This window comes from Stenotrophomonas sp. FBCC-B152, assembly GCF_059134105.1.
Genome location: NZ_CP101442.1, coordinates 2,129,139 through 2,151,019, shown reverse-complemented (window position 1 = coordinate 2,151,019; position 21,881 = coordinate 2,129,139). Strand labels below are relative to the sequence as shown.

Below are 21,881 nucleotides of genomic sequence, written 5' to 3'. Positions count from 1 at the left end.
ATGCTGTGTACTTCAAGTCTCTGGATTACCCGATCATTGTCATTGACGACGATTACGAGTCCCCGCGCATCGGCGGCATCCTGATCCGCGCGCTGGTCGAGGAGCTGCGGGGCAACGAGCAGCGCGTGCTGTGCGGGCTTACCCTGGCCGATGCCCAGGCCGGTGCGCGCACCTATGTGGCGGCCTCGGCGGTGCTGATCTCCATCGATGGTACCGAGGACAAGCCTGGTGAGTTCCAGCGCCTGCTGGGCTTCCTGCGCGAGCAGAGCGCGCGCCGCGGCGGGCTGCCGGTGTTCCTGTACGGCGAGCGCCGCACCATCGAAAAGGTGCCAAGCAAGCTGCTCAAGTACGTGCATGGCTACATCTTCCTGTTCGAGGACACCAAGAGCTTCATCTCACGCCAGGTGATGCGCGCGGCCGAGGACTACATGCAGCAGCTGCTGCCGCCGTTCTTCAAGGCGCTGATCCACCACACGGCCGAGTCCAACTATTCCTGGCACACGCCGGGGCACGCGGGCGGGGTGGCCTTCACCAAGTCACCGGTGGGGCGCGCGTTCCACCAGTTCTATGGTGAGAACACGCTGCGCAGCGATCTGTCGATCTCGGTGCCGGAGCTGGGCTCGCTGCTGGACCACAGCGGACCGATCAAGGAAGCCGAGAACGAGGCGGCGCGTAACTTCGGTGCGGACCACACCTTCTTCGTCACCAACGGTACGTCCACCGCCAACAAGATCGTCTGGCATGGCACGGTGGGGCGGGGCGATGTGGTGTTCGTCGACCGCAACTGCCACAAGTCGCTGCTGCATTCACTGATCATGACCGGCGGCGTGCCGGTGTATTTCACCCCCAGCCGCAACGCCCACGGCATCATCGGGCCGATCAGCCTGGACCAGTTCACCCCCGAGGCGCTGCAGCAGGCCATCGCCGCCAATCCGCTGGCCAGCAAGGCGTTCCGCGCCGGCTCCAAGCCGCGCATCGCGGTGGTGACCAATTCCACCTATGACGGGCTGTGCTACAACGCCGAGAAGATCGCCGACGAGATCGGCAGTGCGGTGGACTTCCTGCACTTCGACGAAGCCTGGTACGCCTACGCCGCGTTCCATCCGTTCTATGAGAACCACTACGGCATGGCCAAGGGCAAGCCGCGCGGCCAGGACGCGATCATCTTCACCACCCATTCCACCCACAAGCTGCTGGCCGCGTTCTCGCAGGCCTCGATGATCCACGTGCGCAACGCGGCTACCCGCGAGCTGGATGCCGAGCGCTTCAACGAAGCGTTCATGATGCACACCACCACCAGCCCGCATTACGGGGTGATTGCTGCCTGCGACGTGGCGTCCAAGATGATGGAGGGCGCGGCGGGTGAGTCTCTGGTGCAGGAAATGCACGACGAGGCAATCGCCTTCCGTCGCGCCATGCTGCACGTACGCGAAGACCTGGGCCGCGATGACTGGTGGTTCAGCGTGTGGCAGCCGGACAAGCTGGAGCGCTCCCTGGGCAAGGGCGATGCGCCAACGCCGATGGTGGCCAAGCGCGAGGAGTGGTACCTGCAGCCCGATGCGCATTGGCACGGGTTCGATGGGCTGGTTGAAGACTACGTGTTGATCGACCCGATCAAGGTGACCCTGCTGACCCCGGGGCTGTCCATCGACGGCGACCTGGGTGAGCTGGGCATTCCGGCTGCCGTGCTCAGCAAGTTCCTGTGGACGCGCGGCATCACGGTGGAGAAGACCAACCTGTACTCGGTGCTGTTCCTGTTCTCGATGGGCATCACCAAGGGCAAGTGGAGCACGCTGGTCACCGAGCTGATGGCGTTCAAGGAGCTGTTCGACAGCAACGCGCCGCTGACCCGCGCGCTGCCCGACCTGGCGGCGGACTACCCGCAGGCTTACGCTGGCTGGGGCCTGCGCGATCTGTGCGCGGCCCTGCATGCCTTCAACCGCGAGTTCGCGGTGGCCCAGGTGATGCGTGAGATGTACGTGGACCTGCCCGAGCCGGTGATGACGCCGGCCGAGGCCTACGACCACCTGGTGCGCGGCCAGATCGAGCGGGTCGACATCGAAGCCATCAGTGGGCGCATCGCCGGGACCATGCTGGTGCCGTACCCGCCGGGCATTCCCACGATCATGCCGGGCGAACGCTTCGGCGCGCAGGATGAGCCGATCATCCAGTCGCTGCGCATTGCACGCGAACAGAACGCACGCTTCCCGGGCTTCGAGTCGGACGTGCACGGGCTTATCATCGACCGTGACGGCGACGTGCCGAGCTACAAGGTGGAGGTGCTGAAGACCTGAGCTGCGGCCAGGATCTTCGGCAGGCGATGGATACAGCACGCGAACAGCGGATCCTGAAATTCTCGATCGGGGTGACGGTGGCGGTCAGCGCCACCGGCTTCATCGGCGGCCTGCTGGTGGGGTCGCAGGCGATCCTGTTCGACGGCGTGTACAGCCTGGTCGATGTGGCCCTGACGCTGGTGGCGCTGGCGGTGCTGCGCCTGCTGGGGCGCGAGGGCAGCCCACGTTTCCAGTACGGCTATTGGCACTTGGAACCCATGGTGGAAGCGCTGGGCGGCGCGATCCTCGCGCTGGCCTGCATCTATGCACTGGCCAATTCGATCATTGGCCTGACCACCGGGGGGCACGTGATCCGTGCGGGTCCGGCCTTGATGTGGGCCACGCTGCTGTGCGTGAGCAACCTGGGCATGGCCGCGTTCGTGCGTGTGTATGCCGCGCGGCTGAACTCGCCGCTGCTGTGGCTGGACGTACGCGCGTGGCTGCTCAGCGGCATGATGAGCCTGGCGGTGGTGCTGGCCTTTGCGCTGGCGCTGCTGCTGGAGCATGGCGACCACGCGCACTGGATTCCATTCCTGGACCCGTTGGTGCTGGCGATCATCAGCTTGGCGGTGTTGCCGGTGCCCTTGCGTGGGGCATGGAAAGCGATGCGCGAGGTGCTGCAGGTGGCGCCCGACTCGCTGGACGCGCGGGTGCAGTCGGTGATGAAGCAGTTCGTCGCCGAACACGGCTACCTCGATTTCACCAGCCACGTGGCCAAGATGGGGCGCATGCGCTTCGTGGAAATCCACGTCCTGACCCATCCGGATACGGTGATCGGCACCATCGGCAACGTGGATGCGCTGCGCGACGAGATTGCCGAGCGGCTGGATGCGAGGGGGAGCGAGTTCTGGCTGACCATCGACTTTACTGCTGACCCTGCCTGGACCTGAGCATCGCCGCTCGACGATGACGCGGGCCTAACAAGGCCGGGATTATGTTGGCCGCTCACGGGGGTGAATCGCGAGCAGTGAGCTGCGCTCAACGGGCTTGGCGTTGCCGTGTCCTTTGCGTGGATTTCTGTTCGGTGCAGCCCTCGGGGCCAGGTGTGCCGATTCGTCGTGCGTGCCTCCCATGCTTGCGATCCAGTTTGCTTTACCGGCTGAACTGACGATCCTTCAACATGGGAGTGGATGATGATGAACAGCGAAAATGTGGATGGCGTTGAGAGTGCTGCTGGCCACGTGCTGCAACATGGCGAGCTGCCCACTGAGAAAGCGAAGTGGGTCAGTCTCAACAAGTTTCAAATTACGTGCCAAGGGAGCGAAAAGGTCCGTTGTCCTGTGTATGCAAACCAGAGGCAACAGGTTCCCGTCCTGGTCATTATTGAAGCGCGCGATGCAGACAATGTAGTTGTCCCGGTAGATCCGAACCATCTGAAGCTGGGGTTGTGCAACTACCACACGGGTGAGCTGTTCAATGGCGGGCTTAGCTTCACTTTCACTGAAGACTCCCGCTTCATCTATCACTGGAACCTCGAGGGCGCGGGGCAGGATGTTGATGGCTTGCCCGCAGAATCGCCGAAAAACGGTGCACAGGTGTTCAAGGCCTGGATCACAGTGTCACGCGTCGAGAGTTTCAAAGTTGCTGCGCGCTGTACCTCTCCGGATGGCATAACCTTCATAACCAATACGCCGAATCCTACTGTAGGAAAGTTCGATAGTTGGCTTCAGGTCGATGGTAGAGAGCCCGTTATAATCACATGGGATAAGCTCGCCATATCTGGCCCTAGGAACGTCTACACACACTTCCCCTTTGATGTCGATCTGTACTACGTGTACTTCAATGATCCGCTGAACACGGGGTTGAGGATCGTCGACGCCATCAACTACAGGGGCGGGGCGGACACCTGCCATTATGCGTGGATGAAGGGGGTGCGCCGCTTCGAGCAGGCGGCCTTCAGGGTCCTGCCCGCGCGAACGCTGAATTACCAGAGCTGTAACCACTCCGCCAGTTTCAGGCTTGGAGAGCGCCCAGGGCAGGCTGACGTCGGCCGTATTCGAAACAACCTTGGGGGTCCGTGCGGCAACTACAGCTATCAGCACGGATTCGTTGGCTACATTAACCAGTACGGCAATGAAACTCAGGTCGTTTTGAGGGCGGCGTCCGATGGCAATACCATCAGTTTGGCGAGTCCGAGACTGCTTGAAGAAGGGAGCGAGGCCCCTCCCACCGATGACGAATGAGGTGGGTGGGGTAGCCGGTACGCGTCGGAGGTTTGGCGGCAATGATATGAATCGTATATGATTCATACACCCCCCTCTTTAGGACCCTCCCGTGGGCATCGTCAACATCGACGACGAACTGCACGACAACCTGCGCCGCGCCAGCGGCGTATCCGGCCGTTCCATCAACGCGCAGGCCGGGTTCTGGATCAAGGTGGGCATGCTGTGCGAGATGAACCCCGGTATGAGCTACCAGGAGATCGTCAACCGTGAACTCAGGGCGGCCGGGGTGGACCCCGGCGCCCTGCGGGTGGCGGTCGCGTGATCAAGACGGTTGAAGAACAGGCGTTGATGCGAGCGTCCGGGCGGTTGTTGGCCTCGGTCTTCGAGGCGCTGGACCGGTTGCCGCTGGAAGGCATGAGCACGCTGCAGGTGAACGACTGGGTGGAGCGCTTCATCGTCGATGAACTGCAGGCGCGGCCTGCCAGCAAGGGCCAGTACGGCTTTGCCTATGTGCTCAACAGCTCGGTCGACAACGTGGTCTGCCATGGCGTGCCATCGGCAGACGAGGTGTTGCGTGGCGGCAGCATCGTCAACCTGGATATCACGCTGGAGAAGAACGGCTTCATTGCCGATTCCAGCAAGACCTACCTGATCGGCGAGGTCGATTTTCAGGCGAAACGGCTGGTGCGGGTCACCCGCGAGGCGATGTGGAAGGGGATCGCGACGGTTCGCCCGGGGGCAACGCTGGGCGATATTGGCTTTGCCATCCAGCAGCACGCCAAAACGCACGGCTACAGCGTGGTGCGCGAGTTCTGCGGGCACGGCATTGGCCGTGAGATGCACGAAGACCCGCAGGTGCTGCATTACGGCAAGCGGGGTGCCGGCGAGGTACTTGAAGCCGGCATGACGTTCACCATTGAGCCGATGATCAACCAGGGGCGCGCGGCGATTGATATGAGCGAGGACGGCTGGACCGTGACTACCCGCGACGGGAAGTTGTCCGCGCAGGCCGAGCATACGGTGCTGGTGACTGACGGTGGGGTGGAGGTGTTGACCCTGCGCGCCGACGAGCGCATGCCAACGGCGTAGAGCCACGCCCTGCGTGGCTGAGGTGCATGCGGTGAACACGTCGGTCGGGGATCACGCGCAGCCAGGCAGGGCCTGGCTCTACGGTGTGTCCCGGGTGGAGACGAGCTTTAGGAACGCCTCGTTCTGGTAGCGGCTCATGCGCAGCTGCTGGCCGGTGTCCAGGGTGACCACGTGGTGGCCGTTGAACCACGGGTGGATCGCCTTGACCCGCCGGATGTTGACGATGGCCGAGCGGTGCACGCGGGCGAAGTGGCGCGGATCCAGCCGCGCGGCGAGGGCGGCCATGGTGCCGCGGTGTTCGTGCATGCGGCCGGCCAGGTGGATCTCGGCGATGTTGCGTGCGGCCTTGATCCATACGATCTCGTCCACGTCGACCAGCACCACGTGTTCGTCGACCCGCACCGGTATGCGCTGCAGGTAGGCCTCGCGCTGGCGCAGTGCGTCCAGTGCCTGCAGGATATGCGTGGTGGTCTGCGCGCTGGTGCCTGCAGCGGTTGAAAGGCGTTGCCGGGCGCGCTGCAGGGTGGCGGCGAAGCGTTCGCGGCTGAAAGGCTTGACCAGGTAGTCCACCGCATTGGCCTCGAAAGCCTTCACCGCATACTGCTCGTACGCGGTGACGAACACGGTGGCCGGCATGCGCTCGGCGCCGATGGTGGCCACCACGTCCAGGCCTGTGATCGCCGGCATCTGGATGTCCAGGAACACCAGGTCGGGCGAGTGTTCGCGGATGGCCTTCACCGCGGAGACGCCGTCGCCGCATTCGCCCAGCAGTTCGATCTCCGGGTCATCGGCCAGCAGGCGCACGATCGCGCGGCGCGCGAGCGGCTCGTCATCGACCACCAGTACCGACAGGGTCATGCCGGCGCTACTCCGATAGTGAACTCGGGCGCATCGTCCTCCAGTTCCAGCGTGTGGAAGGGCAGGCGCACGCGGCAGGCCACGCCCTCGGGCCAGATCATGTCCAGCCGCACGTCGGCGGCATCGCCATACAGTTCCTTCAGGCGCAGCCGGGTGTTGGACATGCCGATGCCATGGCCTGCGGGCGCGCCGGGCGTCGCGTCAAGCGTGCTGTTGCGGTTGCGCACTTCAATGCACAGCACGTCGCCGTCGCGGCGCGTTTCGATTTCAATCACATCAGTGCCCACGCGCTGCCCGATGCCGTGGCGCACCGCATTCTCCACCAGCGGCTGCAGCAGCAGGCTGGGCACGGCGCAGTCGAGGGTGTCCGGGGCGATGTAGGTGCGCGTGGTCAGCCGGTCCTTGAAGCGGATGCGCTGGATGCCCAGGTACAGTTCGATCAGGTCCAGTTCCTGGCGCAGGGGTATCTCCTGGCCGTCGTAGTCTTCCAGGAAGGCGCGCAGCAGTTCGCTCAGGCGCAGCAGCATGTCTTCGGCCGAGACCGTGTCTTCGTCGAGCAGGGTGATGATGGCGTGCAGCGTGTTGAACAGGAAATGCGGCTGCAGCTGGGACTTCAGCGCCAGCAGCCGCGATTGCGCCAGTTCGGTGGCCAGCCGGCTGGCTTCCATTTCGCGGCGCGCCTTCTCGGCCTGGAAGTGCAGTGCCTGCTGCAGCGCGAACAGGGCCCAGTAGGTGAGTAGCCCAATGGCGAAATGCTGCGCCAGGAAGTACCCGAGCTGTTCGAAGAAGCCGCTGGGTTCGAACAGCGCAGAGGCCAGCGCGCCAATCAGCATCGCGCCGAAGGTCACCGCCAGGCTGGCCAGCGCCTGCCTGCCCAGGCCGAGCAGGCGGCGGTCGGGATCCAGCGGATAGCGCTCTGCCAGGCGGAACACCAGCGGCGCCAGTGCCGCCCACGTGTACCACTGGATCATCGCCCAGCGCAGGTGCACCAGGAACGGCCAGCTGTTGCCGTGCAGTCCATCGCTCAGCGAATGCTGCACGGCAAACACCAGCACCACCGCCGTCCAGAGGAGAAGGTAGCGGGAAAGGGGGATCGACGTACTGCCAAGGCGAACCTTCATGGCCGGTATCCAGGACGCCCGGCACGGCGGGGCAGGGCCATCTTAGGCGTGCGGGCGGGCCCGGAGAAGCGCCATGAGGGCCCATTACGATTGGTCCTGCCGGGACGACGATTCGTCCCGGATCGGTGGCGCGCGCGGGGCGGCCAGCGGCCTGATGGCGGCGAACCCAACCGCCGGAGATGCCGCGATGTTCCCGATCCGCCTTGCCGTCCTGTCCAGCCTGCTGCTCGCCAGCACCGTGAACGCCGCTGCGCCGCGTTACCTCACGCTGCTCAATCGCGCACACGACAGCATCACCACGCTGGAAGTAGCCGCCGCTGGCAGCGATCCATTCGAACAACTTCCCATGGATACGCTCGACGGTGGTGGCGGCAGCACCACGGTTCGCCTGGGCGACGCCGGCTGCCGCTTCGATCTGCGCCTGCAGTTCCGTAACGGACGCACGGCGATCTACCGCGACGTCAATGCGTGCAAGGGCGATACGCTGGTGATCGCGCCGCTGTAACTACCCGGAGACCACATCCCCGCCGCACAACCTCGGCCAGCGCTGCGCCAGTCGCCGCGAAATCCACCATGCGGAAATGGGCAGCGAGAAGGCCAATGGCAGCAATGCGGCTGTGACCCCGTTGTCCAGCGCCGTCAGCGTCGGGCCCAACGGCAGTCCTGCCTCCATGAACTGGGGCGCCAGGTAGAGGCCTGCGACCTTGACCGGGATGATGACGACCACGCTCACCGCCGCAATCACCCCGTACGCCAGCGCCGCAGACACGACCACGAAAGTGGTGGGGCGGGGCAGGCGATCACGTCGCAGCAGCACCTTGAGCACCGCCCACCAGAGGGGCGATGACATCCAGATCCGCCACAGGCCCTCCTCGAACAACAGCCAGAGGAGCAGGCTGAACCACTGGTCGGGAATCTGCATCAGCGCACCTTCCGGGCAGAGAGTGCGCCACGTGCGCAGAGCTCGCCCCAGTGTTGCGACAACTGGCGCGTGATGAACCAGGTGATCAGCAGATGCAGCGGAAGGAGTGCGGGAGGCAGCCAGGCGCCCAGCCGGGTAGCAAGCCATGATCCGGGCGCGATCGCCGACAGCAACCCGGGATGCGCCGCCGCATCCAGCACGCGTGACATGCCAACCACCGACGTCACGCCCATGGTGGCCAGTGCCGTACTCCCATACGCAAGCATCGCAGCGATGAAAATGAAGGACCAGGGGTGCACGAGCCGGTCGCGGCGCAGGAACGCCCGCCGCGCCGACCACCAGAGCGGTGCGGTGGACCACAGCAGGTACAGCAGCGCGATCGCTGCGAACATCATCGAAAGCCGGGAACCGAACAGCTGGAGGAACTGCGTCAATGCCTGTCCTCGCCCGGCGCAGGGGCGCGGGCTTGTGGCTGCGATGCTAGGGCAGGTTCGAGCCTTTTGTCATCACCGGCACGTGTTCGGCCATGAGGACCGCTACCCAGTCGACGAAGACGCGCAGCTTGGCGCTGACGTGGCGGTTGGGGCGGAAGGCGATGTGCAGCGGCATCGGGTCGACCTGCCAGTCGGTGAGCACGCGGACCAGTTCACCGCGTTCGGCATGCGCGGCGGCAACGTAATCGGGCAGCCACAGCACGCCGAGCCCGGCCACGCCGGCCGCCAGGTAGGCGTTGCCGTCGTCGACCGCCAGCTGATGCCGGCCGTGCACGGTCAGCATTTCTTCGCCCCGCCGCAGCGCGTAGGGCATGGCGCCTGCACGCCGCGAGCCCCGATAACCGACGATGCGATGCGGTTCGGCTTCCAATGCCTTGGGGTGGTCGGGCATGCCAACCGTGGCCAGGTACTGCGGCGCGGCGTACAGCCCTGCCTGCAGGTCGCCGATGTGCCGTGCCACCAGCGAGGGGTCGGTGAGCACCCCGCCGCGGATCACGCAGTCCACGTTCTCATCGATCAGGTCGACGTTGCGGTCGCTGACGCCCAGGTCCAGCTGGATGTCCGGATACCGCGCATGGAAACCGGGAAGCGCAGGCACCAGCAGGAACCGCGCCAGCGGCGCGGGCACATCCACCCGCAGCCGGCCACGCGGGCTGGCGGCGAAGCTGGAGAGGCTGGTTTCCGCGTCGTCCAGGTTGGCCAGCAGCCGCGTGACGTGCTCGTAGTACGCCGCGCCATCGTCGGTGACATTGACCTGGCGGGTGGTGCGGTTGAGCAGGCGCACGCGCAGCCGCGCTTCCAGCTGCTGCACCAGCTGGGTCACCGTGGTGCGGCTCATGTGCAGGGTCTGCGCGGCACGGGTGAAGCTGCCGGTCTCCACGACCCGGGCAAAGGCCTGCATGGCATCGAAACGGTCCATCGGCACTCCTGCGGTCAATTGTTTGGATTCTACAAACAGTGATGGACAAGGTTGGTCGTTTATCGACCGGGCCGGGGCGCCTACCGTGGAGATATCCCATCACCCGGGGCACAAACCCCTCTGGAGTCTGCAATGGCAAGTCGCGACGTCGTGTTTCCCCCTGGCCGCCAGGACCTGTATGCCCGCTACCGCTATTCGCCAGCGGTGCGGTCCAACGGCTTCCTGTTCGTCTCCGGCCAGGTCGGCAGCCGCGTGGACGGTTCGCCCGAACCGGGCCTGGAAGCGCAGGTGCACAAGCTGTTCGAGAACCTCAACGCGGTGCTGGCGGCCGCCGGCTGCACGTTCGACGATGTGGTCGACGTGACCGTCTTCATGATCGACCCGGACCGGATCTTGGAGCGGGTCTGGGCGATCGTGCCCGAGTACTGGGGCCAGGCGCCGCACCCTAGCCTGACCGCGGTCGGGGTCACCTGGCTCAGCGGGTTCGACGTGGAATTCAAGGTGGTGGCCAAGCTGCCCGAGGCCAGCGCCTGAGTATCCGTTTAACGGAATTGACACAAACATGAACAGGAGGCAGAGTGGCGCCGCCCAGATGGGCAAACCACCTTTTGGAAGGACCTGAATGAAGAAGTTCGTGACCCTGGCCGCCGCCATCGCGCTGGCCACCCTGTCGACCGATGCCATGGCTGGCCACGCGTTCGTGCGCGCCGAGCTGGGCAGCAGCGATACCGAAGTGCGTTACGACGGTTTCCGTGGCAGCGAGTCGGATACTTCCGCCTCGGTCGGCGGCGGCTACTGGTTCACCCCGAACATCGGCGTCGAAGGCCATGTCGGCTCGCTGTACAACAAGGACCTGGGCTACGACCAGGAGCTGGACCTGGTCTCGATCGGTGCCGGCGTGGTGGTCAAGAAGAACTTCGGCGCCGACAACACCGGCTTCTTCATCGGCGCGCGCGCCGGCATCGCGCGGTTGACCGCGCAGGTGCGCGAAGACACCTTCGACGTGGTGGATGACGAAAGCTCGACCAAGCCGTACTACGGCGTCAATGTCGGTTACGACTTCAACCGCCGCTGGGGCCTGGGCCTGAACTACGACCGCCGCCAGGGGGATTTCAGCGGGGTGGACGTGGACGTGGATACGATCAGCCTGGGTGGCGAGTTCCGCTTCTGATTCCAGCGCTTGCAGTGACAGGACAACGGCAGGCCGGTGCAACGGCCTGCCGTTTTCTTTTGCGCGGGCAAGGGCATAGGATCAGCACGGACCCAGGGAGACTGCGATGGCAAAGGTGACCGGAATCGGTGGGGTGTTCTTCAAGAGCCGTGGCGACCGCGCGGCGCTGGCCGAGTGGTACCGGCAGCACCTGGGCATGACGCTGGAGGAGTTCGGTGGCGCGGTGCTGCGCTGGCCCGACGACAAGGCCAACGACGGCGGGCTGACCGTGTGGGCGCTGGCCGAGCCTGGGAGCCAGTGGTTCAGTCCCAGCGATGCGCCTTTCATGATCAATTACCGGGTGGATGACCTGGAGGGGCTGCTGGCGAACCTGCGCGAGGCCGGGGTGACCATCGTCAGTGGGCCCGAGACGCATGAGAACGGGTCGTTCGCGTGGATTCTCGATCCGGAGGGGAACAAGCTGGAGCTGTGGCAGCCGATGGCATGGGATCCGGAGCGGCGCGCCGGGTGAGCGACATCGGGAGCGCGCCTTCACGCGGCTCCGCTGCCCGGTTGTCGATAGTGGCGGCGTCACTTCGCTTCGTCGCAGAACTCCATGCCCCTGATTCCCGAGCGCGTCCGGCGCTGGCCCCGGCCATGGCGCGTGGCGTTGCTTACCTTGCTCGCGCTGTATGCGCTGTACCTGCTCGCCGGCAACGTGTTCCTCAACACGCCGCTGTTCGATGCGGTCACCAACCGCAAACCTGAAAAATTCAGCCTGCAGACCGGGCCGGCACTGACGCTGCTGCCCGGGCACGCGGTTGTCTGGAACGTGCGCGTCCGTGGCCAGGCCAACCATACCGTCTACATCTTCCGTGCCGACCGCGCGAGCGCGTGGATCTCGCTGGTGCACCTGTTCAAGCGCGAGGTGCGCATTCCCGGCATCAACGCCACTGGCGTGGAAGCGGACATCCAACGGGTGGAGAAGGCGATCCCGCCGCCGCCGCGGGGTGATCGCGGCTGGAACATCCGCCTGGATGCGATCCACAGCGACAGCATCCGCAGCGGCCGCTTCGGCAAGCTGCTGGTCGCCGGGCAGGGCCATGGCACGGTGGGCTTCCAGAAGCAGGTCAAGGGCGGGCCGTCGGAACTGTTCGATTCCACCGCTGGCTTCGAGCAGGCCACGATCACCTACGACGGGGTCACGCTCCTCGACGAGGGGCACCTGGCCGCGCGCTTCCACTACCCGCGCCACTACCGGGATGAGGCCCCGGGCCTGCGCAAATTCGGGATCACCTTCGCGCAACTGCAGGTGGACGGGCGCAGCCAGGCGATCAAGATCGACACTGCCGGGCCACACGTCAAGGTCGGCAGCGTACCCGCCGAGGCGCGGCTCACGGCAGATGTGGTGATGGACCGCGGCCTGCTGGAACCGGGCAGTCGCGTAGTGTGGCGAGTGCCGGTGCATGCCGGCGTCCATGCGCCGGACCGTGGCCTGTTGTCGCTGCAGCTGGACGTGGCCCAGGACATGCGCGTGCAGGCACGCCTGCCGCGCGACCCGGAAACCGGCAGCGAACTGCACGCGGACCTGCGCGTCACCGGCCGAAAGATTCCGTTCGAGGCGCCGGCCGAACTGTTGCCGCGCCTGTCCGGGCAGGTGCGTGGCGCGTGGCGCTTCGAGTCGTTGAACTGGATTGCCGACCTGTTCGTGCGCAAGCCGTGGTTCAAGCTGGAGGGGGGCGGGTTGCTGCAGGGCGACCTGCGCATCACCGATGGCCAGTTGGCGCCGGGCAGCACGCTGGAGGTGCCGCAGGTGGCCGCCGTTGCCGAGGTGGCGGGCGTGCGCATGCAGGGCGATGCGCATGCACGGGGGCGCATTGTCGAGGGGGCGCCGCCACAGGCCGAACTGAAGGTCGATATTCCCACGTTCCGCGCGGCGCCAACCGATGCGCCCAAGGCGGTGTTGTTCGATGGCAAGGCGCTGGCGTTGACGCTGCGCGGCGATGCGCGGCTGCAGCAGCTGCGCGACGGCATGCGCGCGCAGCTGCGCTTCACCGATGCGCGGGTGCCCGACCTGAGCGCCTACAACCGCTACGTGGGTAACGACAACGTGCGTCTGCTCGGAGGTACCGCACTGCTCAGCGGCGACGTAACGCTGGATGCTGCCGGCCGAGTCGGGCAGGGGCGCGCGGACCTGCGTGGCACCGGTGCGCGCATGCAGGCCGCCGGCCTGTCGCTGCGTGGCGATGCGCAGGTCAAGGCGCGGCTGCAGCGCGCCGATTTCGACGCCGGCCAGTTCGACCTGGGGGGCACCACGCTCAGCCTGCGCAATGTGCAGGTCGACGGCGACACGGGCAAGGGCGGCTGGTGGGGCGAGGTCGATCTGCGCAGCGGGCATATCCAGTCCGAGGCGCCGTTCCAGGTGGACGCAAGGGCCGACCTGCGCCTGCGTGATGCCGGTCCGCTGCTGGGCATCTATGCCGAGCGCAGCCAGTACCCGCGCTGGGTGCTGGGCCTGCTGGATTCGGGTGAAGTGCAGGCCAGCGGGCAGCTGCGCTGGCGCCGCGAGCACCTGGCGGTGGACGACCTGCAGGCCGAGAACGCGCGGCTGTCGCTGCGCGCCCGGTTGGACATGGAGCAGGCCCAGCGTCGTGGCGACCTGTACTTGCGCTGGGGCCTGCTGGGGGCCGGCATCGAACTGGACGGCGGCAAGCGCACCTGGCACCTCGCCGGTGCCCGCGACTGGTACGACAGCCGGCCGCGGGTGCTGCCCGATGCCTCAACGCCGGGCCGTGCCAACCCCGCAGGCAGCCCGGACCGGTAGCGCCACGCCCTGCGTGGCTGCCCCCGTCACCGCCCGCACGGCGTCACCCTCGGGCACTTTTACCGGCTCCGCCAGCGCCCGCGCCAACCCCGCATCGGCAATATGCCCGTGCAGGAACAACAATCCGCTGTAGATGTTCATGTGCGTCCTCCACTTGAGTAGGACTCACGATAGGGGCAGGATGGATGGCGCAAAAGCGATCCTTTCGCAAGTCTTTCTTGAACTGGATTCAAGTCGCCATGTCCCGCATCCCGCTCCAGCCGCTGCAGAATTTCGTCACCGCCGCCCGCCTCGGCAACCTGACCCGCGCGGCCGACTCGCTGAACCTGACCGTCAGCGCGCTCAGCCACCAGATGCGGCAGCTGGAGGAGCGGCTGGGCTATGCGCTGCTGCAGCGGCAGGCGCGCGGGGTGCGGGTGACGCCCGAAGGCCAGCGCCTGCTGGAGCAGGTCGGTCCGCACCTGGATGCGATCGCGCTGGCGCTGCAGCCGTTCGGTGCGCGCCACGACCGCGTGTTGTCGGTGAGCGCATTGCCTTCGATGGCCTCCAACTGGCTGGTGCCACGGCTGGGGTCGTTCGTGGCCTGCCACCCGGAGATCGAATTCAACCTGGAATCCAGCGAACGGCTCACGGATTTTGATCGACAACTGCAGTGCGATGCCGCGCTGCGGGTGGGCGCCGGGCAGTGGAGTGGCCTGCATGTGGAGCCGCTGTTCGATGAGTGGCTGATGCCGATGGCCAGCCCGTCACTGGTCGAACGCATGGGCGGGTTGGGCGCGCTGCCGCTGTCGCAGTGGCCGCTGCTGGGGGATCCGGATGGCGAATGGCAGCGCTGGTTCGCCTCGATCGGGGAGGTTGCGCCGTCGCGCTACGTGGCCATGCTCAATGACTCCGAATCGCATCATCGTGCCGCGCTGGATGGCTTCGGGGTGGCGCTGGGGCGGGTGACGCGGGCGCGGTTGCTGCTGGATTCGGGGCAGTTGATTGCGTTGTCACCGCATCGGTTGAAGACCCGCTGGTCGCATTGGCTGGTGTACCCGCCACGGTCGTCCACGCACCAGGGGTTCCTGGCGTTTCGTGAGTGGCTGCACGCGCAGGCGGCGGAACATGCGCGGCATATGGAGGCGTTGGTGGGCTAGCTGCGCCCCGGACATGGCGCAGCCACGCAGGGCGTGGCTCTACCAGCGGTTCGGTCTACGCGTAGAGCCACGCCCTGCGTGGCTACGGTGCTGATCAAGGCGCAGGCGTAGGCCAATATTGGCTGTCCGGTGTGCTGCGCACGCCGAAAATCGCCTGGCCGACGCGCACTACGGTGGCGCCTTCCTCGATGGCGATCTCGAAATCGCCGGACATGCCCATCGACAGTTCGTCCAGGCTGACGCCGGCCGGCAGGGTCGGGCGCAGGCGCTCGCGCAGGTCGCGCAGGCGCACGAAACACGGGCGCACCTGTTCGGGATCGGCCGAGAACAGCGCCAGGGTCATCAAGCCGCGCACGCGCAGCTGGGGGAAGGCGGGCAGCTGCTGCACGAAGTCGGCCACCTCGATCGGGTCCAGGCCGTACTTGCTGGCTTCGCCCGAGGTGTTGACCTGCACGAACACGTCCAGCGTACGGCCTTCCTGCGCCAGCCGCTGGTCCAGCGCCTGGGCCACGCGCAGGCTGTCCAGCGCCTGGAATTCGCTGGCAAAGCGGGCTACATCGCGCGCCTTGTTGGTCTGCAGGTGGCCGATCACCGACCAGCGGATGCCCAGGTCGGCCATCGCCTCGGCCTTGCCCTTGGCTTCCTGCACCTTGTTCTCGCCCAGCGTATCGCAGCCGGCCTGCACCGCCAGCCGCAGCCGCGCTTCGTCCACGGTCTTGCTCACCGGCAGCAGCCGCACCGTGGCCGGATCACGTCCGGCGCGCGCGCACGCGGCCGCGATGCGCGCATGCACCGCCTCCAGGTTGTGGCGGAAGTCTTCAACGGTAGTGGCTTGCGGCCAGGCAGGGGCGACGATGGACATGACATGTTCCGGAACAGGCACGGCCCGCATTTTCGCACGGCGGCAATCAGGGCGCCGTAGGTGTCCCCGGACGGATGTAATGCGACTGCCCGTTGTCGTTGAGGAAGATCAGCTCCGGCTTGCCCTGCCAGGAAGTGAGCATGGCGCCGGTGCTGTTCTGGTGCTTGATCACCAACGTGGCGCCGCGATCGGGGTTGGCGGTGATCTTGAAGACTTCGGTGGTGCCCTTGGCATCATCGAGGGTGAGCGAGGCCTCGTCGCCGACATCGGCGGTGCCATAACTGCCACGTTCGGAACCGTCGGCACCGAGCAGCACCACGCCCGACAGCGGCGAGGCGCGCGGGCCCTGTGACACCCCCTTGCTGAGCGGGTCGGGCAACGGCGCGCCCAGGACCACCCGGGCCTGGCCGCTGCCGTCCTGGATGACCAGCCCGCGGGCGGTGATCACCCGCTCGGTGGACTGGCTGCGGTGCAGCTGCACGGCGGTATAGCCCGACACCAGCAGGGCAAGGCTGGACACCGCCAGGGTGGTGAGGGTGAGTACGCGCGACATGGCAGGCTCCGGATCCTTGGATGGCAGCGACGATAGCCGAAGCCGTCGTGACCGCACCAGTCGGGAAAGTCTGTATCTATCGTCAGCGTGAAACCGGTCACAGCACTCAATGGAAGTCGCGGCTGTGGGTGCGCACCCCGTCGATCAGCGCATCGAGGTTATGCATGCGCTGCACGATCAGGTGCTGCACGCCATCCACCCGTTCCAGCCGGCCATCGATCTGCATCAGCTGCGCCTCCACCAGCACCCGGTGCTGGCGGTCGGCGGTCTTGCGCCAGACCACCGCGTTGACCATGCCACTTTCGTCTTCCAGGGTGAGGAAGGTCACCCCGCTGGCGGTCTGCGGGCGCTGGCGCATGCGCACCAGCCCGGCGAAGCGCACGCTGCGCCCGTGCGGCAGCTGCGCCAGTTCGTCGGAGCGCTGGCAACGGCGGGCGCGCAGCGCGTCGCGGAGGAAGGACACCATGTGCTGGCCCAGGGTGGTGCCGGTGCTGTTGTAGTCGGCCTGCATGTCTTCGAACGCACTCGGCGCCGGCAACGCCACGGCCGCGTCGGCGGTGGCGCGAACGGTTTCGAACAGCGGCAGCGGTTTCTCCACGCCCGAAACATCCCAACGCGCGCGGTGACGGTGTCCGCTCAGCCCCTTCAGCGCGCCGGCATCGGCCAGCAGGCCCTGGTGGCGGCGGTCCAGCCGCGCCCGCTGGCTCAGGTCGGCCACGCTGTCGAAGGCATGCCGGGCACGTGCCTGCATCACTTCCCCGGCCACCGCTTCGCTGAAGCCATCGATCATGCGCAGGCCGAGCCGGATGCCGGGCAGGGCATCGGGCGGCGTGGCCGGCACCAGCGTGCAGTTCCACTCGCTGTGGCGCACGTCCACCGGCAGCACCGGCACGCCGTGCCGGCGCGCATCCTGCAAGATCTGGTCCGGGGTGTAGAAGCCCAGCGGCTGGCTGTTGATCAGGCTGGCGGCGAACGCGGCGGGGTGGTGGCACTTCAGCCAGCAGCTGACGTAGGTGATCAGCGCGAAGCTGGCCGCGTGGCTTTCCGGGAAGCCATAGCTGCCGAAGCCCTTGATCTGCTCGAACAGGCGCTCGCCGTATTCGCGGCTGTAATTGTTCTTCGCCATGCCGGCCAGCAGTTTGTCGCGGTGCGGCTCCAGCCCGCCGTGGCGCTTCCACGCCGCCATCGAACGGCGCAGCGCATCGGCTTCGCCGGGGCTGAAACCGGCGGCGGCCACCGCCAGCTGCATCACCTGTTCCTGGAACAGCGGCACGCCCAGGGTGCGCTTGAACACCTTTTCCAGTTCGGGCGGGTAATCGATCTCTTCGATCCCTTCTTCCTTGAGCCGCTTGCGGCGGTTGAGGTAGGGATGGACCATGTCGCCCTGGATCGGGCCGGGGCGCACGATCGCCACTTCGATCACCAGGTCGTAGAAGCAGCGCGGCTGCATGCGCGGCAGCATCGCCATCTGCGCGCGCGATTCGATCTGGAACACGCCCAGCGTATCGGCGCGGCAGATCATGTCGTAGGTGGCGGTGTCGGCGGCCGGGATGTCGGCCATGCCCATCGCCGGGGCGCCATGGGCGTGCAGCATGGCCAGGCATTTGCGCACGGCGGTGAGCATGCCCAGCGCCAGGCAGTCGACCTTCATCAGCCCGGTGGCATCCAGGTCGTCCTTGTCCCACTGGATCACGGTGCGGTCGGCCATGGCTGCGTTTTCCACCGGCACCAGGGTGGACAACGGGTGCTCGGAAATCACGAAGCCGCCCGGGTGCTGGGACAGGTGGCGCGGGAAGTCCACCAGTTCGGCAGTGAGCGCCACCACCCGCTGCATCAGCGGCGTGTCCGGGTCGAAGCCGCGTTCGCGCAGGGCCTCGGGCAGCGGCTCGTGGCTGCTCCAGCGGTCCAGGCAGGCGGCCAGTTCGTTGACCTGGTCCGGCGGCAGGCCGAGCACGCGGGCCACGTCGCGCACCGCGCTGCGGCCGCGGTAGCTGATCGCCACGGCGGTGAGCGCGGCACGTTCGCGGCCGTAGCGGTTGAACACGTACTGCAGCACTTCCTCGCGGCGTTCGTGTTCGAAATCGATGTCGATGTCCGGCGGCTCGTCGCGCTCTTCGGAGATGAAGCGTTCGAACAGCAGTTCCATGTGGCTGGGGTCGATCTCGGTCACGCCCAGCACGAAGCACACCGACGAATTGGCCGCCGAGCCACGGCCCTGGCACAGGATCTGCTGGCTGCGGGCGAAGCGCACGATGTCGTGCACGGTCAGGAAGTACGACTCGTACTGCTTGAGGTGGATCAGTCGCAGCTCGTGTTCGATCTGCCGGCGCTGGCCCTCGGTGGCACCGCCCGGCCAGCGCCAGCGCATGCCCTCTTCCACCAGCATGCGCAGCCAGCTGGCCGGGTCGTGGCCGTCGGGCACCAGCTCGCGCGGGTAGGTGTATTGCAGCTGCGCCAGGTCGAACCGGCACCGCTCGGCCACGCGCAGGGTTTCCTCCAGCAGCTCGGGCGGGTACAACGCGGCCAGCGCCTGGCGGGTGCGCAGGTGGCGTTCGCCATTGGGGAACAGGTGCCAGCCGGCATCGGCGATGGTGCAGTGCTGGCGGATCGCGGTGAGGGTGTCCTGCAGCGCACGGCGGCGGCGCACGTGCATGTGCACGTCGCCGCTGGCCAGCAGAGGCAGGTCGTGGGCGTAGCCGAATTCCAGCAGCGCTTCCAGCCGTGCCACGTCGTCGGCGTCGCGGTGCAGCTCCACCGCCAGCCACAGCCGGTGCGGGAAGCGCGCGTGCAGCCAGGCCGCATCACCGGCACTGGGCGAACGTGCCGGCCACAGGCACAGCAGGCTGTCGGGCAGGGCATCGAAGTCCTCGCGCAGGCAGCGGTACTGGCCTTTCGGCGCACGCCGGCGACAGGTGGTGATCAGCTGGCACAGCCCGGCATAGGCGGCCTGGTCTGTGCACAGCAGCACCACCTTGGGCCCGTCCTCGATCTGGAATTCGGCGCCGGTGATCAGCGCCAGCCCGTGCTTCTTCGCCGCCTGCCAGGCGCGCACGATGCCGGCCAGCGAACATTCGTCGGTGATCGCCAGCGCCTGGTAGCCCTGTTCCTTCGCACGTGCGAACAGTTCCTCGGCGATGGAAGCACCGCGCTGGAAACTGAAGGCCGACAGGCAATGCAGTTCGGCGTACCCGGGCAGGGCGGTGCTCATGCGAACCAGCCGTGCAGCATGAACGGCCCGTGCCGCGCACCGGCGGCGGTATAGGCCCAGGCGCGTTGGCCCAGGGCGGTTTCCACCACGTAGTAATCGCGGCGCACATCGCCTTCGTCCCACCAGCCCGATTCAATCCGTTCCGGCCCGGAGAGGATGCGCAGGTCCGGGTCGTACAGCGGCTGCGGCGTGGCCAGCAGCCAGCCCGGGCGCAGCGGCAGGATGGGCGGCGGGCCCTTGGTAACCTGCGCGGCCGGGCCGCTGGCACGTTCGGGGCGGTGTTCGGCGCGCAGCCCCACGCCCTGCACGGCATCGTCGCCCAGCCGCGCGCGCAGCCGCTCGCGCAGCTGCTCCCATGGCATGGCCTGCTGCGGGCGCGGGTCGAACAGGTCGCGCGCGGCCGGCACGAACGGCGGCAGGTGTTCGGCCTGCAGGCGCAGCCCGCGGCTGCCGGCGGGCAGGCGCAGGTGGTCGACGCGGTTGCGCGCCAGTTCGAACAGCATCGCCGCATCGCGTTCGGGCGCGAGCAGGCCCACGGTCAGCCGGGTATCGGGGTGCCGCTCATGTTCAAACCACAGGTCGAACTGCTGCGCACCGCCATCGCGCGAACACAGGAAGGCGGCCAGGTCGGCGGTGAGGCGGCGCAAGGGGAACAGCAGGGCCTGGGTGGATTCGATTTCATACTCGAACTCGATCCGTGCATCGAACCGGTCCGGCGGGCGGAAGTACTGCAGCGGCGCGCTGCGGATACCGCGCAATGCATCCAGGTGGGCCAGCACCTGGGCCGGGAAACGCCGCGCCAGGCTTTCGCGGGGCAGCGCGAAGGCCGCACCCAGCGTGCGCAGGCCGGAGCGCGCCAGTACCGTGACGGCTTCGGCCGGCAGGCCGCTGCGGTCGATCGGGATCTGCGCCAGTGCAGGTTCCAGCGCGGTCGCATCCACGCCCAGCCGGGCATGTACGCGGGTGAGTACCCAGGCCGCATGCGGGTTCGGCGCGGCCACCAGCCGGTGGCGGAAGCCCAGTTCCTTCAGGCCCTCGCGCAGGCGCTGTTCGATCGCCGGCCAGTCACCGAACAGGGCACGGCTGGCGCCGATTTCCAGCGCCAGCGCATGCGGGAAGGCCAGGCTCACCTGCGAGCTGATGCCATACAGCCAGCTGGCCAGCAGCTGGCGGGTGTCCTGTTCGGCGCGCGGGTCGTAGTCTACCGTGAGCATGTCGCGGGTCAGCACCTGCGCGGCCGACAGCAGCATGCCCCGGCGCAGGCCGAGCTGGCGCGCCGCCGGGCTGACCGCATGCAGCACCCGGCGCTGGGCCGGGCCGGTGACCAGCACCAGCGGCGCGCGCGGATCGGGCTGCTGGCGCAGGGCCGCGTCCAGCGCCAGTTGAGGCAGCAACAAACAGGCCCACTGCATGGCGGCGCCTCAATGGGCCAGGGCCAGCGGCAGCGGCTGCGCCGGTGCCATGCCGCCGCGGCATTTGAGCACCCGCACCTGGCCGGCATCGAGCTGCAGGCGCAACGGGGCGGGGGAGGGGTTGCGCGCCAGCCGGCTGTCGCGGAAGGCAAAGCCCAGGCACTGGCCGGTTTCGGCCGCCACCTGCAGCCGGCGCAGGGCGCGGTCGTCGGCATGCCCGGGCCAGCACAGCACCGCCGCACAGGCGGCCGAGCGCAGGCATTGTTCGGCCGCCCACAGCGCTTCGCGGTGGTTGGCATGCACCACCTGCAGCTGGCCCAGGGCCAGCCCGGCAGCGGCCCAGGCCGGGGCATGTGGCAGGTGCGGCGGGGCGACCAGCACCACGGTCTGCTGCAGCTGGCTGAGCCGGGCCAGGGTCGGCCAGACCAGCGCCAGCTCCCCCTGGCCGGGCGCGCCCAGCAGCACCTCGGACAGGGCCGACGGCGGCCAGCCCCCGCCGGGCAGGCGGCTGTCCAGCGCCGGGTGCCCGGTCGGGTGGGCAGGGGCTTCCCGCGCCGTCCCGCGCGGCTGCCCGCGCCAGACCTGGCGGCTTTCCAGCAGTTGTTCCAAGGCCACCACGGCGCCCATCAGCGCACCTCCCTGGCAGGCTGGAACAAGGGGAAATGGGCGGGAAACCTGAACATGGAGGCGAGGATAGGCAGGGCAGGTGTCAAGGGTTGAGACCGACATGCTACGTGTTATTAGCAAAATTGCTAATGAATTATCCGGGTGCCGGACACCACGTAACAATTCGTAGCGACAGGCCATGCCTGTCGACCGCGCGCAGCGCGGC

The 21,881-nt window shown here is 67.1% G+C and carries 22 protein-coding genes; 11 read left to right on the top strand and 11 right to left on the bottom strand.

The features are described from left to right. The first annotated feature begins 5 nt into the window (after window positions 1-5). From NMB40_RS10055 to map, 5 genes are all read left to right on the top strand, one after another. The gene (locus NMB40_RS10055; protein ID WP_494360935.1) at window positions 6-2,294 is read left to right on the top strand and encodes an Orn/Lys/Arg family decarboxylase; all 2,289 of its coding nucleotides are present in this window, start codon (window positions 6-8) and stop codon (window positions 2,292-2,294) included. Between the two features lie 26 nt (window positions 2,295-2,320). After that, window positions 2,321-3,223, top strand: a complete 903-nt coding sequence (locus tag NMB40_RS10050) for a cation diffusion facilitator family transporter (RefSeq protein WP_494360934.1) — start codon at window positions 2,321-2,323, stop codon at window positions 3,221-3,223. Between the two features lie 246 nt (window positions 3,224-3,469). Beyond that, a complete protein-coding gene (locus tag NMB40_RS10045) occupies window positions 3,470-4,516 on the top strand; it encodes a hypothetical protein (RefSeq protein ID WP_494360933.1) in 1,047 nt (348 codons plus the stop codon). Between the two features lie 91 nt (window positions 4,517-4,607). After that, window positions 4,608-4,820 (top strand): ParD-like family protein, encoded by a 213-nt coding sequence (locus NMB40_RS10040; RefSeq protein ID WP_068852612.1) that lies wholly within the window; start codon window positions 4,608-4,610, stop codon window positions 4,818-4,820. Beyond that, window positions 4,817-5,587, top strand: a complete 771-nt coding sequence (gene map, locus NMB40_RS10035) for a type I methionyl aminopeptidase (RefSeq protein WP_494360932.1) — start codon at window positions 4,817-4,819, stop codon at window positions 5,585-5,587. Before NMB40_RS10040 ends, map begins: the two co-directional genes overlap by 4 nt. Window positions 5,588-5,665: 78 nt before the next feature. On the opposite strand, the gene NMB40_RS10030 is transcribed toward map, so the two are convergent. Further along, on the bottom strand, window positions 5,666-6,445 hold the full coding sequence (locus NMB40_RS10030; RefSeq protein WP_494360931.1) for a LytR/AlgR family response regulator transcription factor: 780 nt from the start codon (window positions 6,443-6,445) through the stop codon (window positions 5,666-5,668). Then, on the bottom strand, window positions 6,442-7,566 hold the full coding sequence (locus NMB40_RS10025) for a sensor histidine kinase (protein ID WP_494360930.1): 1,125 nt from the start codon (window positions 7,564-7,566) through the stop codon (window positions 6,442-6,444). The genes NMB40_RS10030 and NMB40_RS10025 overlap by 4 nt, the downstream gene beginning before the upstream one ends. A 73-nt stretch (window positions 7,567-7,639) precedes the next feature. Between NMB40_RS10025 and NMB40_RS10020 the strand changes: the two genes are divergently transcribed. After that, window positions 7,640-8,071 carry a hypothetical protein gene (locus tag NMB40_RS10020; RefSeq protein ID WP_494360929.1) on the top strand — a complete coding sequence of 144 codons (432 nt, stop codon included), beginning with the start codon at window positions 7,640-7,642 and terminating at the stop codon, window positions 8,069-8,071. On the opposite strand, the gene NMB40_RS10015 is transcribed toward NMB40_RS10020, so the two are convergent. Genes NMB40_RS10015 through NMB40_RS10005 form a run of 3 tightly spaced genes read right to left on the bottom strand, consistent with a single transcriptional unit; the run spans window position 8,072 to window position 9,919 of the window. Next, window positions 8,072-8,488, bottom strand: coding sequence for a hypothetical protein (locus NMB40_RS10015; RefSeq protein ID WP_494360928.1), 417 nt, complete (start codon window positions 8,486-8,488; stop codon window positions 8,072-8,074). Further along, window positions 8,488-8,922, bottom strand: coding sequence for a hypothetical protein (locus NMB40_RS10010; RefSeq protein WP_494360927.1), 435 nt, complete (start codon window positions 8,920-8,922; stop codon window positions 8,488-8,490). The genes NMB40_RS10015 and NMB40_RS10010 overlap by 1 nt, the downstream gene beginning before the upstream one ends. Window positions 8,923-8,968: 46 nt before the next feature. Next, window positions 8,969-9,919 carry a LysR family transcriptional regulator gene (locus NMB40_RS10005; protein WP_494360926.1) on the bottom strand — a complete coding sequence of 317 codons (951 nt, stop codon included), beginning with the start codon at window positions 9,917-9,919 and terminating at the stop codon, window positions 8,969-8,971. 114 nt (window positions 9,920-10,033) lie between these two features. On the opposite strand from NMB40_RS10005, the gene NMB40_RS10000 reads away from it, so the two are divergent. The 4 genes from NMB40_RS10000 (at window position 10,034) to NMB40_RS09985 (ending at window position 13,875) form a co-directional block, all read left to right on the top strand. Next, window positions 10,034-10,435, top strand: a complete 402-nt coding sequence (locus NMB40_RS10000; protein WP_494360925.1) for a RidA family protein — start codon at window positions 10,034-10,036, stop codon at window positions 10,433-10,435. Between the two features lie 88 nt (window positions 10,436-10,523). Next, window positions 10,524-11,072 (top strand): outer membrane beta-barrel protein, encoded by a 549-nt coding sequence (locus NMB40_RS09995; protein WP_494360924.1) that lies wholly within the window; start codon window positions 10,524-10,526, stop codon window positions 11,070-11,072. Between the two features lie 106 nt (window positions 11,073-11,178). Continuing rightward, entirely contained in the window at window positions 11,179-11,583 is a 405-nt protein-coding gene (locus tag NMB40_RS09990; protein ID WP_494360923.1) for a VOC family protein, read from the top strand. A gap of 84 nt (window positions 11,584-11,667) precedes the next feature. After that, window positions 11,668-13,875: a hypothetical protein gene (locus NMB40_RS09985; protein WP_494360922.1), complete on the top strand. Its 2,208-nt coding sequence runs from the start codon at window positions 11,668-11,670 to the stop codon at window positions 13,873-13,875. On the opposite strand, the gene NMB40_RS09980 is transcribed toward NMB40_RS09985, so the two are convergent. After that, window positions 13,831-14,016 (bottom strand): hypothetical protein, encoded by a 186-nt coding sequence (locus NMB40_RS09980; protein ID WP_494360921.1) that lies wholly within the window; start codon window positions 14,014-14,016, stop codon window positions 13,831-13,833. The genes NMB40_RS09985 and NMB40_RS09980 overlap by 45 nt on opposite strands. A gap of 98 nt (window positions 14,017-14,114) precedes the next feature. On the opposite strand from NMB40_RS09980, the gene NMB40_RS09975 reads away from it, so the two are divergent. Next, the gene (locus tag NMB40_RS09975; protein WP_448142941.1) at window positions 14,115-15,014 is read left to right on the top strand and encodes a LysR substrate-binding domain-containing protein; all 900 of its coding nucleotides are present in this window, start codon (window positions 14,115-14,117) and stop codon (window positions 15,012-15,014) included. Between the two features lie 94 nt (window positions 15,015-15,108). On the opposite strand, the gene NMB40_RS09970 is transcribed toward NMB40_RS09975, so the two are convergent. From NMB40_RS09970 to imuA, 5 genes are all read right to left on the bottom strand, one after another. Beyond that, entirely contained in the window at window positions 15,109-15,876 is a 768-nt protein-coding gene (locus NMB40_RS09970) for a YggS family pyridoxal phosphate-dependent enzyme (RefSeq protein ID WP_494360920.1), read from the bottom strand. A 46-nt stretch (window positions 15,877-15,922) separates the two neighbouring features. Next, window positions 15,923-16,429 carry a hypothetical protein gene (locus NMB40_RS09965; protein ID WP_494360919.1) on the bottom strand — a complete coding sequence of 169 codons (507 nt, stop codon included), beginning with the start codon at window positions 16,427-16,429 and terminating at the stop codon, window positions 15,923-15,925. Window positions 16,430-16,535: 106 nt separating this feature from the next. Then, window positions 16,536-19,637 (bottom strand): error-prone DNA polymerase, encoded by a 3,102-nt coding sequence (locus tag NMB40_RS09960; RefSeq protein ID WP_494360918.1) that lies wholly within the window; start codon window positions 19,635-19,637, stop codon window positions 16,536-16,538. Then, window positions 19,634-21,049 carry a Y-family DNA polymerase gene (locus tag NMB40_RS09955; RefSeq protein WP_494360917.1) on the bottom strand — a complete coding sequence of 472 codons (1,416 nt, stop codon included), beginning with the start codon at window positions 21,047-21,049 and terminating at the stop codon, window positions 19,634-19,636. The genes NMB40_RS09960 and NMB40_RS09955 overlap by 4 nt, the downstream gene beginning before the upstream one ends. A gap of 9 nt (window positions 21,050-21,058) precedes the next feature. Next, entirely contained in the window at window positions 21,059-21,676 is a 618-nt protein-coding gene (imuA, locus tag NMB40_RS09950; protein WP_494360916.1) for a translesion DNA synthesis-associated protein ImuA, read from the bottom strand. Window positions 21,677-21,881 lie beyond the last annotated feature (205 nt).